A 16,504-nucleotide genomic window follows, 5' to 3' on the forward strand; every position below is an offset into this window, starting at 1 on the left:
ACTCAAAAAAAAAATACAGATATGAATAAATTAACTTTTATGCTAGCTGCTTCATTAGTAGCTTCATCAATAGCTTCGTTTGCACAAGATAAGAAGCAAATTGCAAATGATTATATGCGTAGTTCTTTGTACACAATTATCGTAGATGACCATGGTATCAATGGTGATGGTAATGCAAAGGGTGCTTTTATTAAAGAAACATTCTATAAGACTCCACTTCCTGAGAAGTTTAATGACCACAACTTAGAGACAGCTTTGCGTTCTTTTAAACCAAGCGCTTACAAAGTAACTGAGGCTGAGATAGCAGCTGTGAAAGGTAAAGATGACTCTGGTGCTAAAAAAGGTGGTTTAGGTAAATCATTAGGAAAGTTCGGTAAGAGCGTAGCTAGTGAGACTACTGCTGGTGTAGTAGACACTACTAATACAGATAAAGTAACTGCACAATTTATTAAATTCTTAAATCAAAATAATATTGGTGATAAGCTAGTTGCTAAATGGTTTAATGATGGAAAGTATAATGCAACTACTAAATCTCCATATAATATGGAGTTGATTAAAGAGCGTGGTTTATATAATGCTTCTGCATTTGACAAAGATATTGCTGAGAAATCGACTAGAGGAAAAGCAATGTTAGAGGATGCTGGTGAGAACTTAGTAGGAAATACATTCGTAGTAGGACTTCGTTTTAACTATGTGAATAAAGAGGATATGGCTAAGGCATTAGGTGCTGGTAGTAATAGTTTATTAGGACAAGCTGCATCTGTAGCTGGTAGAGGGTATGTGATCAAAACTACTGCATTCTTATTCCAATTAGTATGGGATGAAGAAGCTGCAGCTACTTTCTACACAAAATACTATTTTGCTAAAGACTCTAAAGAGTTCTTAAAATCAGGATTGTTTAAATTAAAATTAGTTGGTACAGAAACTTCTTGGGCAGATGTACAGTCTACTACTATCTCTAAGGTATCTGAGAAAGAATTAGTAGCTCGTGCTACAGTTCGTGCAGTTGATAACGTAATCGCTAAGTTACAACGTAAGTATGAGCCTTTCCGTACTAAAACTCCACTTGCAACTACAGACCCTAGTATTACTGCGTTTATCGGTATGAAAGAGGACGTAGAAGCTGGTGATAAATTTGAAGTTTTAGAGAAAACTGAGGATCCAGAAACTAAAATTACTAAATACAAAAGAGTTACAACTATTAAAGCAGAGAAAAACAAAATATGGGATAACCGTTTTGATGCAGATGTAGAGCAAGCAGAGAATGCTGCTAATAAATCAGGGGAAGTACAAAAAATCAAAGCAACTACTTTCTCTGGAAGTGCTAAGAATATTTACCCAGGTATGTTAATTAGACAAATCGATTAATACAGAAGTATTTTATTAATATTTTTTTGCATGCATGACCCTTGAGTTTACTCAGGGTTTTGCTTTTATAAGGTATAACGAGAAAGAGCTCAAGGTTATTTGTCCTGAGCTCTTTCTTGTACTATACCTTCTCCTATGCTAACAGGTTGACCTAGGTACTTTGGTTTTTTATTAATTAGATTATCGAGTAAGACTTTTACTCTAGCAAATTTCTCTCTAAGCATTGTTTTGAATCCAAAGTTGCGTGATACATCTTGTGCATTAAATGCTACAGTATTTAAGTCTAAGTGATTAGCGATGTATACTGCACGTTCATTGTGAAAGGGTTGAGAAATAATCGTAAAACTCTCTTGGCCGAAGATCTCCTTCATACGATAGACCGAATCTAGCGTACGTAGCCCCGCGTAATCTAAGTATATCTTCTCTTTAGGAACACCGTGTTCTATTAAGGCTTGTTCCATGTCTTTTGGCTCATTATAATCATTTTTACTGTGATCACCACTCACTACTATATAATCTATCTTACCTGCTTTATATAAGGCAGCAGTAGCTTCTATTCGATACGTAAAATAGTAGTTGACATTTCCACTTGCTAGTAACTTAGTGGTTCCTAAGACCACACCTACCTTATTATGTGGTATCTGCTCAACAGAGTTATGGAGTTGCTCCTTGGTTGTTTTGGTTACTCTATAATTAGCGAACCAAGTAATCAATATGATAATGGATAGTAAATATAATCCATACTTAAATATCTTTTTCATTTAGTAGTAACTAGCAATTATACAATCAAATATATAGCAAAAAAAACGTTAGTACTAATACCAACGTTTTTTATTCTTTTTAGAGTTCTCTGATTTGCGTGAGTTGCTTTGATTAGCTTGTTTTCTGTAATCTTTCTTTTGCCCCTCTTTGTTGTCATTCTCTTTCCATGGGAATGGGTGGTCTGACACTATCTTTGGTTGAAGTCTTCCAAACTTGCAGATAGCTTCCCAGTATGTCTTTTCTGATTTGTCACAGAACGAGATTGCTAGACCATCATTACCTGCTCTACCTGTACGTCCGATACGGTGAACGAAAGTCTCAGGAATATTAGGCAAATCATAGTTAATAACAATAGGCAATGAATCAATATCAATACCACGTGCTGCAATATCTGTTGCCACTAATACTTTAGTTTCTTTATTCTTAAAGCTATCTAATGCTTCCTGTCTTGCAGTCTGTGATTTATCTCCGTGAAAAGACTCTGCATTTATACCATTCTTTTTTAGAGATTCTACTACAGTATCAGCCCCTGCTTTAGTACGTGTAAATACAAGTACATCAGACATTTTTTCATTTCGGATGATATGATAAAGTAGTTTTTTCTTATCTCCTTTCTCTACAAAGTATATTTTGTGTTTTACATTTTGTGCAGTAGATGAGATAGGGTCTACAGCTACATACTCCGGCTTCTGTAAAAACTCGTGCGCTAACTCTCTGATCGGTAGAGGCATCGTAGCAGAGAATAATAGAGTCTGTCTATTAGTAGGAGTTAGCTGTATTAGTTTTTTTACTTCATCTATGAATCCCATATCTAACATTAGGTCAGCTTCATCTAACACTAAGTAATGTAGGTGATCTAGATCTAGGTGTTTCTGTTTATGTAAGTCTAGTAAGCGTCCAGGCGTACCGATGATCACATCAGCCCCTTTCGTTAACTGCTCTATTTGAGGTTTGATAGACATACCACCATATATGATAGCGTGAGTAACATTAGTGTACTTTGCATATTTCTCAAAGTTCTCACCTATCTGTACAGCTAATTCACGAGTAGGAGTTACAATTAATACTTTGGCTTTCTTTGCTTTCTTCGTATTTCCTATTTTATGTAAATAGTGAATAATCGGCATCGCAAAGGCAGCTGTTTTACCCGTACCAGTCTGTGCACATCCTATCACATCTTTTTCTGCTAAGATAAGAGGAATTGCTTTTTGCTGAATAGGAGTAGGTTCTTTATACCCTAGTTCCTCTATGGCACGTAATATATTTTTGTTTAATTGTAAGTCTTCGAAAGTCATATACTTCATCTGTTAATTGGTACAAAGGTACTTCATTTATTTTTATTCAATGTTATATGAATTGAACAGTAGAGTGTGTCTTATTATTAGATGATATTAAATGACATTATTATCGAAATAATAGTATTACTACTTCTTTATTCAAAAAAAGATAGTTAAATTGGTTTATTAATTACCTTATTATGATCCGACAACTTGAAAGAATGTATTACCCTTTAGCCATCTTTATGATTTTTGTGGTAATAATAGCAGCTATAAATGATATGCTTTACTTATTATTGTTTATACCTGTGTTAATGTTATTAGCTTGTATTAAAAAGTATACTATTACGTTTCGCTTAAAGTATAAAGGAATAACAACTAAAGCTAAAATAGTAGAGTATGAGTCTTATCTAAATTTTGATGAAGATCTTGCTACTAGTCGAAGAGGAGATGTCAAAAAAGAAATACTTGTTATGGAGTTCTTAACTAAAGATAATAAAATTATTAAGGGGCAACCAATAGAGTATGATATCAATGTGCCAGAGTTAGAAGATACAGACTTTGAGTATCCTTATAACGAGAAGTTCATAGCCTTTAGAGACTTTAACCCAGTAGGAGAGGTATATGAGATTACTTATGATAGAGAGAGACCGACAGTATTTACCTTTAAAGAGTCTGTGGGAGATAATACAGGAGCATTACTTACGTTAATCTATATTCTTAGTGGTATTATAGTATGTGCTTTTGCTTATGTTCTTAGTCAGTATAGCATTATAGGTACTATAGGAAGTCTGTTTAGTTAAGTATAATGTTGTCTTTAGATATAGTCATCAGACTGTTTTTCTAACAAGAAAGATTTCTTTCTGTATAAAATAAAAGCTCCGCAGTATGACTACGGAGCTCTTTATTTTATAAACCATTGTAACGATTATGCTTCGTCACCTATTAATATTTCTAACATCGTTATAGCAGCTTCACTAATCTTAGTACCAGGACCGAAGACAGCTACAGCACCTGCATCGAATAAGAATTGGTAATCCTGAGCAGGAATAACTCCACCTACGATAACCATAATATCATCTCTACCGTATTTCTTTAACTCCTCGATTACTTGAGGGACTAAAGTCTTATGACCTGCTGCTAGAGAAGATACTCCTAAAGCGTGCACGTCATTCTCTACAGCCTGTTTGGCAGCTTCAGCAGGAGTTTGGAATAAAGGACCTATATCCACGTCAAAACCTACATCTGCATATCCAGTAGCAACTACCTTAGCACCGCGGTCATGACCATCCTGTCCCATCTTAGCGATCATAATACGAGGACGACGTCCTTCTATCTCAGCGAACTTATCAGCTAGGTCTTTAGCTTTCTTAAAGCTCTTATCATCTTTTATTTCTTTGCTATACACACCGCTTACAGATTGTATTTGTGCTTTAAATCTTCCGAATACGCTTTCTAAGGCGTCACTAATCTCTCCTAGAGTAGCTCTAAGTGTAGCAGCTTCTACTGCTAACGCTAATAGGTTACCTTCACCAGATTTAGCAGATTCTGTTAATGCTGCTAAAGCCTCAGCTACTTTCGCATTATCACGTGTAGCTTTGATATGATTAAGACGATCTATCTGAGCCTTACGCACAGTCTGATTATCTACTTCTAATATATGTAATGGGTCTTCTTTCTCTAATCGATACTTGTTAACCCCTACGATAGTATCTTGTCCACTATCTATACGAGCTTGTTTACGAGCAGCCGCTTCTTCGATGCGAAGTTTAGGAATACCAGCTTCGATGGCTTTAGTCATACCTCCTAGTTCCTCTACCTCCTCGATTAGTGCCCACGCTTTATCAGCTATCTCTTTCGTCAGACTCTCTACATAATAACTACCAGCCCATGGGTCAACAGTCTTGCATATCTTAGTCTCTTCCTGTAAGAAGATCTGTGTATTACGTGCGATACGCGCTGAGAAGTCAGTAGGAAGAGCGATAGCCTCATCTAGTGCATTTGTGTGTAGAGACTGTGTTCCTCCGAATGCAGCTGCCGAAGCCTCTATAGCTGTACGAGCTACGTTATTAAACGGGTCTTGTTCTGTAAGGCTCCATCCAGAAGTCTGACAGTGTGTACGCAATGCAAGTGACTTGTCTGATTTAGGTTCAAACTGCTTTAACAGCTTCGCCCATAACATACGTCCTGCACGCATCTTCGCTATCTCCATAAAGTGATTCATACCTATCGCCCAGAAGAACGATAAGCGAGGTGCGAAGTCATCTATCTTCATACCAGCGTTAAGCCCTGTACGGATATATTCAAGTCCATCTGCTAAAGTATAGGCTAACTCAATGTCTGCTGTAGCACCTGCTTCTTGCATGTGGTATCCAGAGATAGATATAGAGTTAAACTTAGGCATATTACTACTTGTATAATCAAATATATCAGCGATAATCTTCATAGACGGAGTAGGTGGGTAGATATACGTATTACGCACCATAAACTCTTTTAATATATCGTTCTGTATTGTACCTGATAAGAGTTTTTTATCTACTCCTTGTTCCATAGCCGCTACGATGTAGAATGCTAGGATAGGGAGTACTGCTCCATTCATAGTCATTGATACAGACATCTCATCTAGAGGGATCTGATCAAATAGGATCTTCATGTCTTCCACGCTATCTATCGCTACACCAGCCTTACCTACGTCTCCTACCACACGCTCGTGATCTGAGTCATAGCCACGGTGAGTAGCTAAGTCGAATGCTACAGATAGCCCTTTCTGTCCTGCAGCTAGGTTACGTCTATAGAACGCATTACTTTCCTCAGCAGTAGAGAACCCTGCATACTGACGGATAGTCCATGGACGTCTTACGTACATCGTAGCGTAAGGCCCACGTAGGTTAGGTGCAAATCCTGCGCCAAACCCAATGTGTTCTACTTTATCTAAGTCAGCTTCACTGTAGACTTTATTTATATCAATACCCTCTGCAGTAGTGAAGTCTGATGTTACAGATTCAGTTCTCGCAAAAGAGGTTTTTATAGTCAAGTGTTGTAAGTCCTTTCTTTTCATACCTTATTGTTTAGCTGTTTTTTCTTCCTCTAATCTTTTTTGCTCATAGCTTTCAGCTAGGCGTTTCTCTATTATCGGGATAATAAGAGTCTTGCGAGGATTCTGTTTAACAAAAGGGAATAGCTCAAGCTCGTGACTCATCACGTCTTGAGGATTAGGATACTTATTAGTACCTAATAAGACTTCTTTACCATTGTTGAAAAGCTCTTGTTCTTTAAGAGCACTTTCAACTATTTTTTTCTGAATACTACCTTCGATTAGTGATGTAATTAATCCGTCAGCTTTCTCGATAGTTTTAAATAACTCAAGTGCTTTCTCTGCTAACTGAGCAGTAAGTGTCTCGATATAGTAAGCACCTTCAGCAGGATTATCTACCGTATCGAAGTAGCTCTCTTGTTTTAGTATCAACAATTGATTGCGTGATATACGATCACCAAATTCGTTTTCTTTATGATAAATAGCATCATACGCTAGGTTACTCACATAGTCAGCACCTCCTAGTACAGCACTCATACACTCTGTAGTAGTACGTAGCATATTTACATTATAGTCATATAATGTCTTGTTGCGTTTAGTAGGGATTGCAATGATCTGTACTTTCGTTTCGATATTGTACTCTTTATTAAGCGTGTCTATTATTAAGCGTAGAGCACGTAACTTTGCTATCTCAAAGAAATAGTTAGTACCTACAGCTACTTCTATAAATAGAGGAGTCTGCTTGAGTTCGATACGATTATAGTATTCATTTAGATGAGATAAAGCATACGCTAGTTGCTGAATCATATTAGCTCCAGCATTTTGATACACAGTAGCATCTACGTGAATAGCGATATTATTAGTGATCTTCACACACTCGTTTACTATACTGAAGTCACTGTTTAGGTTAGTATACCAGTTACCATCAGTAGTCAAACGATGTATAGGGTCTAATAGTATAGATATTTCATATCCATTACTACTAGCATAAGTAGATAGATGACGAGTATATGCAGTATCTAAGAAGTTACATACGAATAGATAACGGTGAGTCTTAGGTAGTGCATTTAATAGGGTAGTAGCATCTAATGAAGGATTGTCTATTGTGAAATAGATTACTTCAGCTCCTCTATTAAGAGTGTCAATAGTCTTAGCTATTGATTTCTCAATATCAAAAACGTAGATACGTTGTACTATATTGAATTCGCTTGTATGAGTCTCTATAGGCAATGGTCTATTATCCGCATCGTTGTGATAGAACGGCTTAACCTTGATACCTTCAAGACTTTCCCAAACAAGTGTTTCATTATAGTCAGCGCCTTTTAGCTCAAATTGTATTTGATTTTTCCACGCTTTAGAAGAAACTTTATCAAATTCTTCAAATAATTGGTTAGTCATAATTTTTGGTTGGTAGTGAAACTTATTTCGCAGGCAATGAATCAAACTCTATGATGAACACATCCTCATTCTCGCGTTTCATATAATAATTCTCACGAGCATATTTTTCAGTAGCGTCACCACTTTTTAATCCTTTGATTGCTTTTTTGTCCTTTTCTATTTCTTTTTCGAAGTATTTTTTATTGTCTTCGAGCTTGTCTATTTCTGCATTAATAACTTGCTGTTCAAGATAAGAAGAACTATCAAAGAAAGTTATCCAAATTACAAATAAAATACCTACTAAAAAAAAAGGATTTTTTAGTAGGCTTATGTAATTGTAGTTTTTTAGTGTATCAACTATTTTCATAGTCTAAAGATAGTAAATTAACCGATTTTTTCATTAATAACTGTACGAACAATATCGATTGCTACAGTATTATAAGTATCATTAGGGATAATGATGTCAGCGAATGCCTTAGATGGCTCGATAAATTGATCATGCATAGGCTTTAGAGTCGTCTGATATCTGTTGACTACCTCCATCATATCTCTACCTCTGTCAGCGATATCTCTTTTTAATCTACGGATAAGACGTTCATCAGAATCAGCGTGTACGAATATTTTGATATCACATAACTCACGTAACTCAGGGTGACATAAGATAAGAATTCCCTCAACGATCATTACTTTTCGAGGATGCGTTAATACATAATCATCAGTGCGATTGTGTTTTACGAATGAATAAACAGGTTGGTTTATACTGTCACCTTGTTTTAATTCTTTTAGGTGCTGAACCAATAATTCAAAGTCTATTGAACGTGGATGGTCAAAGTTGATTAATAATCTCTCCTCTAACGAAAGATTATCAGTAGCCTTGTAGTATGAATCTTGTGATATAACACCGACTTCTGTCTCTGGTAATTCAGTCATAATCTGGTGAACTACTGTTGTTTTACCACTTCCTGTACCTCCTGCAATTCCTATAATAAGCATGTTGTAATATATTTTTAGCAAAAGTATAAATTAATAATCTTGCATAGAAACATTTTTTAAGGAATGACTCTTTTTTAGCTTTTATTATCAAAAGTTTAATGACGTTTTAAGGCATATCTATGATGTGTACTTGGCTTAGTTTAATAGGTTGTTATAAATCACTCCTTGCAAATGCTTAAAATAGCAAATGAAATCAAATAATACTACATTGTAGTTTATAGGGTGTTTGTTTTTAGTTGGAATTATTTAAATAGATTGGGCTTTTAACGGAATACCATATCAGAATATCTTAAGAATCTTTTTTTGAAGTTGCCATGATTGGACAATGCGTGGTCTGTATTGGATAATTAAGTGATTAACTACTTAGTTTATATTGAATCTAAATAAATAAGCTATATTTGTCAGACTTAGAATAAAAGAATAAAAAACAATATGGCAAAGAAAGGTAACATACAACGCAAGGTATTTACGTTAAAAAATAGAGAGTATATCACTCCTCATTATATTCGTATCACATTAAGTGGAAATGATGTGTCTGACTTTAAAGACACAACTATTGGAGTAAATAATAAGATATTCATCGCACCAGAGGGATGCACAGAGGTACACTTACCAGAGTTTGACTTCGAAAAAGGGGCTTGGAAGCCGATGGAAGAGTCTATCAAACCTTATGTCCGTACATACACTCACAGAGGGATTGACTTAGAGAAGAACGAACTATACATAGACTTCGTTGCTCATGGAGATGAAGGTCCTGCGTCTAACTGGGCGATTAACGCACAGATAGGAGATTCATTAGGTGTAGCGATGGGCTGTGATCCTAGTGAGCTATATCCTACTGCAGACTGGTATATGTTAGTAGGGGACGGTACAGCTATTCCTGTATTGGGGTCTATACTTGAGACATTACCTACTGAAGCGAGAGTGAATGTGGTAATAGAAGTAGAGAGTGCTGAGGATATTCAAGAGCTTTATACTAAAGCACAGATGAATATAGAGTGGATTATTAATCCTACTTCTGGACAAAACTCTACTGTTGCTAAGAGAGTACGTGAGATAGTAGCAGACCACAGTGCTGAGGTATCTAAGTTTGGATATGTAGCTACAGAGTTTGATACAGTAAAAGAGTTGAGAAACTTCCTACGCAAAGAATTGAAGTGGACGAAGGATGAACTTTATGCATACTCGTACTGGAAGTTCGGTAAAGCAGAGTCTGCATCTGAAGCAGATCGTAGAGCAGAGAAAGATAGTGCAGAGTAATAGAAATATATTTTAGCATTACATATATTTATTTCACTTTTGTACTCTTAACAATATAGAATTATGAAAAAAGGTATTGCTGTTTTATCATTGATTTTATTAGGTGTATTCATGGCTCAATGTAAGGATAATCAAGAGTCAATTACTAATGAATCTGTTGATACTACTATCACACCAAAAGGAGAGCCTGTTCAAGAAGAACCTACTCAAATAGCCTTCTTAGGTACTTATCAGGGAGTATATCCTTGGGAAGAAGAAGGTCAGAATATGCAGGTGCTTAACATCACTACTGTCATTAAAGATGGTAATGTGTATACGTATAAGGTAGTGACAGAAGATAGTGAACATAATGAAACGGGTGAATGGGAATTAGAAGGTGATAGATTATACTTGAGAGAAGATAAATACAGTGCTGCTAAGGCATTCCTTATAAAAGGCGATAAGCTACACTTCTTAGACAGTGAGGGTGATGTAGTAAATGAGAATGAGTCAGGTGACTATATCTTAGCGAAGAAATAATTAGTTTTCCATAAATATGACTAGAGAAGACAAGGCGGATATATTCGTTCTTGTCTTTTTTTATGGAGTGAACTGAACTGTACAGATGTGTACAGTTATGAATATACAAGTAAGTGTAATTATATGTAAATTAGCTATGTAAAATGATGACAATGAATAAAATACTAACAATAGTAGTGATACTATCTACAATAATAGTATCAGCACAGACTAAGATAGATAACTCTTTTAAGAAGTATGTCCCTAAGGGATATAGCTTAAATGAGGTAATCAAGGGGGACTTAAATAAAGATGGTGTAGAGGATGTTGTCTTGATTATAAAGGGGACTGATAAAGATATGTTGCTGCCAAATCAATGGGATACTGATATCGTAGATAAGAATAGAAGAGGTATTATTATTCTCTTTAAAAAAGGAGATAGTTATGAAGTAGCCGTTAGGAATTATTCGTGTTTTTCATCAGAGAATGAAGATGGAGGGGTGTATTACGCACCCGAATTATATATTAGTATAGCAAAGAATGTACTCTATATAAACTATGCTCATGGGCGCTATGGTCATTGGGGATATGTATTTAGATATCAGAATGGTGATATGGAATTAATAGGTTATGATAGTGCTAGTCATCATGGACCGATAGTTCAGTCTGAGAGGAGTATTAACTTCTCTACTAAGAAGAGATTAGATAGAGAGAATATTAATGCAGATAAAGGAGATGATATGGAGGAGAAGTTTGTGGATAAGTGGTCAACTATTGACTTATCACAACTTTTAAAGCTGTCTAAGATTAAAGATTTTGACGAGCTGTATTTTTAAGAGTGAAGATTAACTTAAAACTTGAGGGCTGATAATTAGTGATAGCTATTTTATTGATGATTAATAATATGATCCAGTTATTTTTAATTCAAAAAAAGTTATAAAAGATGAGGATTATTAAATAAAGTATTTATATTTGTCGCAAATCAATGAACAAAATGTTTATATCTATCATAAAGAAGGGGAAGAAACAGTACTTACGTCCAACATCGTGAGCAGTCTTCCTATGGATATCAACTAAAATATACTAAAGGGGCTTGTCATCACGACAAGCCCCTTTTTTTTGGTTTAATTATTAACAAATTAATTTTATATGAAAGTTTTAAAATTTGGTGGTACTTCAGTAGGAAGTCCAGAAAGGATGCAACAGTTGTTGCCGATTATTAATTCACAGCAGAGTGATCGTCATTTAGTAGTTTTATCTGCAGTATCAGGTACTACTAATGCTTTAGTAGGTATAGCTGATGCTTATACTAATGGCAAAAAGGAGGAGGCAAAAACACTAATCGATAACCTATACGCTACTTATAAAACTTTCATAAAGCAATTATTTAAAACAGAGGATGGACTGCGGATGGCGACAGACGTAATAGATCATCACTTTAATTTGTTAACGTCATTTAGCAACGATTTATTTACTTCAGTAGAGGAGCGCATCACTTTAGCACAAGGTGAATTACTATCTACTACGCTATTTCATTTTTATCTAAAAGAGATAGGAGTGAGTTCTGTACTTCTTCCTGCACTTGATTTTATGCGTATAGACGAAGAGCAAGAGCCTAACTTAGAGTATATCCGTACACAGGCTACTGCATTATTAGAACAGCACGCTGATGAGGTATTATTTATTACTCAAGGATATATCTGTCGCAACGCTTTCGGTGAGATAGATAACTTAAGACGTGGAGGTTCTGATTATACAGCCTCGCTTATAGGAGCTGTACTTCAGGTAGAGGAGATTCAGATATGGACAGATATAGATGGCTTCCATAATAACGACCCTCGTTATGTACCGAATACTAAGCCTATTGCTAATCTAAGTTTTGATGAGGCAGCTGAGTTAGCATACTTCGGCGCGAAGATATTACACCCACAGAGTGTATTCCCTGCTAAGCGTTTTAATGTACCTGTACGTCTATTAGATACGATGGAACTTAGTGCTCCAGGTACTCTAATCTCTGATCATACGCAGAGTAATGATCAGATTGTAGCGATAGCTGCTAAAGACGGTATTACGGCTATACGTATTCATTCATCACGTATGTTATTAGCTTATGGATTCTTAAGACGAGTATTTGAGGTATTCGAACGATATAAAACACCTATAGATATGATTACTACTTCAGAAGTAGCAGTATCGTTGACAATAGATAATACACAGCATTTAAAAGAGATTATAGAAGAACTAAACTACTTTGGTAACGTTGAGGTAGACACAGATCAAGCTATTTTATGTATTGTTGGAGATTTTAGGAACAATAAATTAGGGCATGCTACGATCGTATCAGAGGCAGTAAAGCATCTGCCAGTACGTATGATATCATATGGTGGAAGTGAGCATAATATCTCAATATTAGTTCCTGCTAATCACAAATTAGAAGCGATGAGATCACTACACAATAGATTGTTTTAACTAAGGATGTAATCATGATGACACAAGATATAATTAAAGAATTAGAGGGACTAGAGACTCCTCTTTATTACTATGATTTACCTCTACTAAGAGAGACTTTATCTGTAGCTAAGAGTGCTGCTGACCGATTCGGATACCATATACACTACGCTATTAAAGCGAATAATAATCCGCGTATCCTAAGAGAGGTAAGTGCTCACGGGTATGGAGCTGACTGTGTGAGTGGATTAGAGATAGAGCGTTCTATCGCTAATGGTTTCTCAGCGTCAGATGTAGTATTCGCAGGTGTAGGGAAGACAGATAGAGAGATACTAATCGGATTAGAAAATCAGATTATGTCTTTTAACGTTGAGTCAGTACAGGAGTTAGAAGTGATAGGAGAGTTGGCAGCTAAACATCAGTTAAAAGGACGTATAGCATTGCGTATTAATCCCAATGTAGATGCTAAGACACATCACTATATTACTACAGGACTTGATGAGAATAAGTTCGGTATTATGAAGCATGAGTTGATGAGCTGTATAGAGATTATCAATGCGAATGAGTACTTAGAGTTGATAGGACTTCACTTTCACGTAGGTTCTCAGATTACGGACCTTAATGTATTTAAGAGTTTATGTTTAAAGGTGAACGAATGGAATACTTGGTTTTATGAGCGTGGATATGATGTGCCTGTGTTAAACCTAGGTGGTGGTTTAGGAATAAACTATATGGAGCCTGATGAAGAAGCGATTGTTAACTTCTCTAATTTCTTTTATTTGTTTCACGAATTCTTAGAAGTTAGAGCGCATCAGCAGATACACTTTGAGTTAGGACGTTCTATTATTGCTAATAGTGGTACATTAGTTAGCCGAGTATTGTATATCAAAGAGGGAATCAAGAAGAACTTCGCTATCCTAGATGCAGGTATGACAGAGCTTCTTAGACCTGCACTATATCAAGCATATCACAAAGTAGAATTATTATCTGATAAACATACAGAAGACACTACAGCTAAAGAAGAGGTAAGGTATGATGTAGTAGGGCCTATCTGTGAGAGTAGTGACTGCTTTGGTAAAGATATTATATTACCTAAGTTAAAGAGAGGTGATCTTATCGCTGTCCGATCGGCAGGTGCTTACGGAGAAGTAATGTCGTCACGTTATAACTTAAGACAAGAGTTGCAATATTTTTTCAAAGAATAACACACGAAATAGTTTCATATTAAGAATAGTTTGTTAAATTTGATTTCGAACAAAAGAAATTATAAATTTTAAAAATACTAGTAATGACATTAGGAGACATCGATGTAGCAGGAGAATTAATTGATTTAAACTTTCAATTATTAAGAACACAAATTTTATTAGAAGAAGTTTTAAAACACAATTCTGAAACAATGAAATTGCCTTCACCAGAAGCAATGAATGAGATCAATGAATTCGCTTTAAAATCTATTCAAAAGAAATTTCCAAATATGAACATTGGAAGAAAAGAAGGAGAAGAAGGAGAAGCTCAAACAGAGCAAGTAGAAGCATAATAAAAAAGCCAATCGATTGATTGGCTTTTTTTATGGATTTAAATGTCTTGTGAGCAAATTAACGTGTAGTATTAGATTAATGGCAGTAGTCTGCCCCCCAATCTTGATGCCCTCTGTTTTTCCAACATTGGTAACTCTCTTTAATATCTATAACTCTAAAAGAGTCTTTCTTTTTCTCAACAGTCATGATGACTTTTAGTGCTTTAAGAGAATCATCATTAATACCATCTTCTAATAAAGTCAATGTACATTTATTCGGATCAGTAGTACTAGCAGTAGTGATGATATAAGTATAGTTTCCTTCTGCATCTACATCTTCAGGAGCATACTCTTGCATAACCATTTCTATAGAGTTTAATTTGTGATCTATGATAGATTTGTTAAGAGTATTGATCTCTTCTTGATTGATTATTTTGAATTCCCTATCCTCTGCAGTCATTGACGTTAATAAGTTAGGTGCATCTATAGGTGTATTACCTGCAGTAGCAGTATTATTTCCACAACCCATTGATATGAAAGCAAAAATAAAACCCACTACAACGACTATCTTTTTCATACTCATTTGATTTTAGCTTTAGACTATGGGTCAAAAGTAATCAATAAGTACTTAAAGTTAGGTTATAGTAGGTTGGGTATACTGATAAATAATCGTTAATTATTTACAGATAATGATTTTAAATAGTGTAAGTTTTTAGCTTTTTTTTGATTAAATTCCTATTTCGAACTGTAAACGGAAGTACCAGTTGTCCTTAGTAGACCCTTGATAAAAGCTTTGTTTGTCATACGTTATCTCAGCTTGTAATTTAAAGGTATGTTCCCATAAATACTTGTTTGCACCTAAAGAGAATTGTGTCGTATTTGGTAATTTAAAGTCAGTGTGTTCGTATAATTGGTCTTTCATCTTTTGTGTTGATACACGACCAATAACTTCATAGTTGCTCGGGAATAAGTAACTTAATTGGTAATCCATTCCTTGACCAGCAAATACATAGTTATATCCACTAGCAGTATTTTCTAAATCTTTTAGAGATAAAGCATCGTCTAGTGTTCTGTTCATATACGAGATCATCCCCGCCCATCCATTATATTTCACGATACCATCTAGCATCAGAGAGTTAAATGATTTTGGTTCTACTAGTTTACTACCTGTTTGCCCTTGAGAATTCTGTGCTTTGTTATTGCGGTGGAATGTACCTGATAACATTAGTTTAGGTGTTTGTTCTCTCGCTAAATCTCCTTCAAAGAATGCTCCATTCTTAGAGAAACTACCTAAAGGAAATAGTTCTACTCTACCTGTTAATGCATAACTATCACTTTCACTCCCTGAGAAGTTACGCCCTCTACCTGTAGATACAGCTGTCTTAATATTATATCCGAAAGCATTTTTCTTTTCTTGTAGATAGTAAGCCTGAATACCAAAGTCACGGTCTATATTAAACTTAGCATTGTTAATAGAGCGGTCAGTCAACTGAAGTGCTCCAGAAGAGTTAATACGTTGTCTGTTACCAGGTAGTTTAGTTTGTCCGAAGATAAAGTTCCAATGTTCGTTAGGACGATAAGTTAATGCAGCATCACGTATGATATTAATAGGTTCGCCCTCTTTAGTTGTTCCCATATCTTTAGGAGCAAATGATAGTTGGATAACATATAGGAACTTTGGGTTCCCCACAAAACCATCTAATCGCAAACGAAGTCTTCGGATTTCTCCTTCATAAGTACTCTTTTCGTCTTCATTATTATTAAACGTTAATCGGTTTTGCATTCTGAAGCGAATGTTTAGTTGGAATATACTATCAGCTGAAGTCATTCCTAACCCCTTACCATAGCTGTAATAAGGAAGTTGTTCTAATTTTAATTCATTACTTTTTGTATCAAGCTTTAAATCCTGCGCTATCATTAACGTCGGCAAAAGCAAAAATAAAAGGTGTAATAGTTTTTTCATAGTGTGTT

Annotated in this window: 16 protein-coding genes; 8 read left to right on the forward strand and 8 right to left on the reverse strand. The window is 35.4% G+C overall.

Going from position 1 to position 16,504, the window contains the following annotated elements:
* The first annotated feature begins 21 nt into the window (after positions 1-21).
* Positions 22-1,368 carry a hypothetical protein gene (locus CF599_RS12310; protein ID WP_121966321.1) on the forward strand — a complete coding sequence of 449 codons (1,347 nt, stop codon included), beginning with the start codon at positions 22-24 and terminating at the stop codon, positions 1,366-1,368.
* Positions 1,369-1,463: 95 nt separating this feature from the next.
* Here the strand turns inward: CF599_RS12310 and CF599_RS12315 are convergent, their stop codons facing one another.
* Positions 1,464-2,129, reverse strand: a complete 666-nt coding sequence (locus CF599_RS12315; protein ID WP_121966322.1) for a vancomycin high temperature exclusion protein — start codon at positions 2,127-2,129, stop codon at positions 1,464-1,466.
* Positions 2,130-2,183: 54 nt separating this feature from the next.
* Entirely contained in the window at positions 2,184-3,425 is a 1,242-nt protein-coding gene (locus tag CF599_RS12320; protein ID WP_121966323.1) for a DEAD/DEAH box helicase, read from the reverse strand.
* Positions 3,426-3,607: 182 nt separating this feature from the next.
* Here CF599_RS12320 and CF599_RS12325 point away from each other — a divergent pair, with 182 nt between their 5' ends.
* Positions 3,608-4,210: a hypothetical protein gene (locus CF599_RS12325; RefSeq protein ID WP_121966324.1), complete on the forward strand. Its 603-nt coding sequence runs from the start codon at positions 3,608-3,610 to the stop codon at positions 4,208-4,210.
* Between the two features lie 125 nt (positions 4,211-4,335).
* On the opposite strand, the gene scpA is transcribed toward CF599_RS12325, so the two are convergent.
* Genes scpA through udk form a run of 4 tightly spaced genes read right to left on the reverse strand, consistent with a single transcriptional unit; the run spans position 4,336 to position 8,811 of the window.
* Positions 4,336-6,465, reverse strand: coding sequence for a methylmalonyl-CoA mutase (scpA, locus tag CF599_RS12330; protein WP_121966325.1), 2,130 nt, complete (start codon positions 6,463-6,465; stop codon positions 4,336-4,338).
* Between the two features lie 3 nt (positions 6,466-6,468).
* Positions 6,469-7,839, reverse strand: a complete 1,371-nt coding sequence (locus CF599_RS12335) for a methylmalonyl-CoA mutase subunit beta (RefSeq protein ID WP_121966326.1) — start codon at positions 7,837-7,839, stop codon at positions 6,469-6,471.
* Between the two features lie 22 nt (positions 7,840-7,861).
* A complete protein-coding gene (locus CF599_RS12340; RefSeq protein WP_121966327.1) occupies positions 7,862-8,185 on the reverse strand; it encodes a septum formation initiator family protein in 324 nt (107 codons plus the stop codon).
* 17 nt (positions 8,186-8,202) lie between these two features.
* Positions 8,203-8,811, reverse strand: coding sequence for a uridine kinase (udk, locus tag CF599_RS12345; RefSeq protein WP_121966328.1), 609 nt, complete (start codon positions 8,809-8,811; stop codon positions 8,203-8,205).
* 432 nt (positions 8,812-9,243) lie between these two features.
* Between udk and CF599_RS12350 the strand changes: the two genes are divergently transcribed.
* The 6 genes from CF599_RS12350 to CF599_RS12375 all read left to right on the forward strand — a co-directional run bounded on the left by CF599_RS12350 (position 9,244) and on the right by CF599_RS12375 (position 14,554).
* Positions 9,244-10,071 carry a siderophore-interacting protein gene (locus tag CF599_RS12350; protein WP_121966329.1) on the forward strand — a complete coding sequence of 276 codons (828 nt, stop codon included), beginning with the start codon at positions 9,244-9,246 and terminating at the stop codon, positions 10,069-10,071.
* Between the two features lie 63 nt (positions 10,072-10,134).
* Positions 10,135-10,590, forward strand: coding sequence for a hypothetical protein (locus CF599_RS12355; protein WP_121966330.1), 456 nt, complete (start codon positions 10,135-10,137; stop codon positions 10,588-10,590).
* A 152-nt stretch (positions 10,591-10,742) separates the two neighbouring features.
* Positions 10,743-11,405, forward strand: coding sequence for a hypothetical protein (locus CF599_RS12360; RefSeq protein ID WP_121966331.1), 663 nt, complete (start codon positions 10,743-10,745; stop codon positions 11,403-11,405).
* Between the two features lie 313 nt (positions 11,406-11,718).
* Entirely contained in the window at positions 11,719-13,038 is a 1,320-nt protein-coding gene (locus CF599_RS12365) for an aspartate kinase (RefSeq protein WP_121966332.1), read from the forward strand.
* Positions 13,039-13,055: 17 nt separating this feature from the next.
* Complete coding sequence (lysA, locus tag CF599_RS12370) at positions 13,056-14,222, forward strand: diaminopimelate decarboxylase (protein WP_121966365.1); 1,167 nt, start codon at positions 13,056-13,058, stop codon at positions 14,220-14,222.
* A gap of 83 nt (positions 14,223-14,305) precedes the next feature.
* Positions 14,306-14,554, forward strand: a complete 249-nt coding sequence (locus tag CF599_RS12375; RefSeq protein ID WP_121966333.1) for a hypothetical protein — start codon at positions 14,306-14,308, stop codon at positions 14,552-14,554.
* A gap of 76 nt (positions 14,555-14,630) precedes the next feature.
* Here the strand turns inward: CF599_RS12375 and CF599_RS12380 are convergent, their stop codons facing one another.
* Entirely contained in the window at positions 14,631-15,110 is a 480-nt protein-coding gene (locus tag CF599_RS12380; RefSeq protein WP_121966366.1) for a hypothetical protein, read from the reverse strand.
* A gap of 150 nt (positions 15,111-15,260) precedes the next feature.
* The gene (locus CF599_RS12385) at positions 15,261-16,496 is read right to left on the reverse strand and encodes a porin (RefSeq protein ID WP_121966334.1); all 1,236 of its coding nucleotides are present in this window, start codon (positions 16,494-16,496) and stop codon (positions 15,261-15,263) included.
* Positions 16,497-16,504 lie beyond the last annotated feature (8 nt).

It is taken from the genome of Myroides sp. N17-2, from assembly GCF_002286775.1.
GTDB lineage: Bacteria > Bacteroidota > Bacteroidia > Flavobacteriales > Flavobacteriaceae > Flavobacterium.

Excerpts from the sequence above, each read along its gene's own strand:
- CF599_RS12375 (WP_121966333.1), top strand. The coding sequence starts at position 14,306 with ATGACATTAGGAGACATCGATGTAGCAGGAGAATTAATTGATTTAAAC.
- CF599_RS12340 (WP_121966327.1), bottom strand. The coding sequence starts at position 8,185 with ATGAAAATAGTTGATACACTAAAAAACTACAATTACATAAGCCTACTA.
- CF599_RS12350 (WP_121966329.1), top strand. The coding sequence starts at position 9,244 with ATGGCAAAGAAAGGTAACATACAACGCAAGGTATTTACGTTAAAAAAT.
- CF599_RS12355 (WP_121966330.1), top strand. The coding sequence starts at position 10,135 with ATGAAAAAAGGTATTGCTGTTTTATCATTGATTTTATTAGGTGTATTC.
- CF599_RS12325 (WP_121966324.1), top strand. The coding sequence starts at position 3,608 with ATGATCCGACAACTTGAAAGAATGTATTACCCTTTAGCCATCTTTATG.
- scpA (WP_121966325.1), bottom strand. The coding sequence starts at position 6,465 with ATGAAAAGAAAGGACTTACAACACTTGACTATAAAAACCTCTTTTGCG.
- CF599_RS12335 (WP_121966326.1), bottom strand. The coding sequence starts at position 7,839 with ATGACTAACCAATTATTTGAAGAATTTGATAAAGTTTCTTCTAAAGCG.
- CF599_RS12315 (WP_121966322.1), bottom strand. The coding sequence starts at position 2,129 with ATGAAAAAGATATTTAAGTATGGATTATATTTACTATCCATTATCATA.
- CF599_RS12320 (WP_121966323.1), bottom strand. The coding sequence starts at position 3,425 with ATGACTTTCGAAGACTTACAATTAAACAAAAATATATTACGTGCCATA.
- CF599_RS12360 (WP_121966331.1), top strand. The coding sequence starts at position 10,743 with ATGAATAAAATACTAACAATAGTAGTGATACTATCTACAATAATAGTA.
- CF599_RS12365 (WP_121966332.1), top strand. The coding sequence starts at position 11,719 with ATGAAAGTTTTAAAATTTGGTGGTACTTCAGTAGGAAGTCCAGAAAGG.
- lysA (WP_121966365.1), top strand. The coding sequence starts at position 13,056 with ATGACACAAGATATAATTAAAGAATTAGAGGGACTAGAGACTCCTCTT.
- udk (WP_121966328.1), bottom strand. The coding sequence starts at position 8,811 with ATGCTTATTATAGGAATTGCAGGAGGTACAGGAAGTGGTAAAACAACA.
- CF599_RS12310 (WP_121966321.1), top strand. The coding sequence starts at position 22 with ATGAATAAATTAACTTTTATGCTAGCTGCTTCATTAGTAGCTTCATCA.
- CF599_RS12385 (WP_121966334.1), bottom strand. The coding sequence starts at position 16,496 with ATGAAAAAACTATTACACCTTTTATTTTTGCTTTTGCCGACGTTAATG.
- CF599_RS12380 (WP_121966366.1), bottom strand. The coding sequence starts at position 15,110 with ATGAAAAAGATAGTCGTTGTAGTGGGTTTTATTTTTGCTTTCATATCA.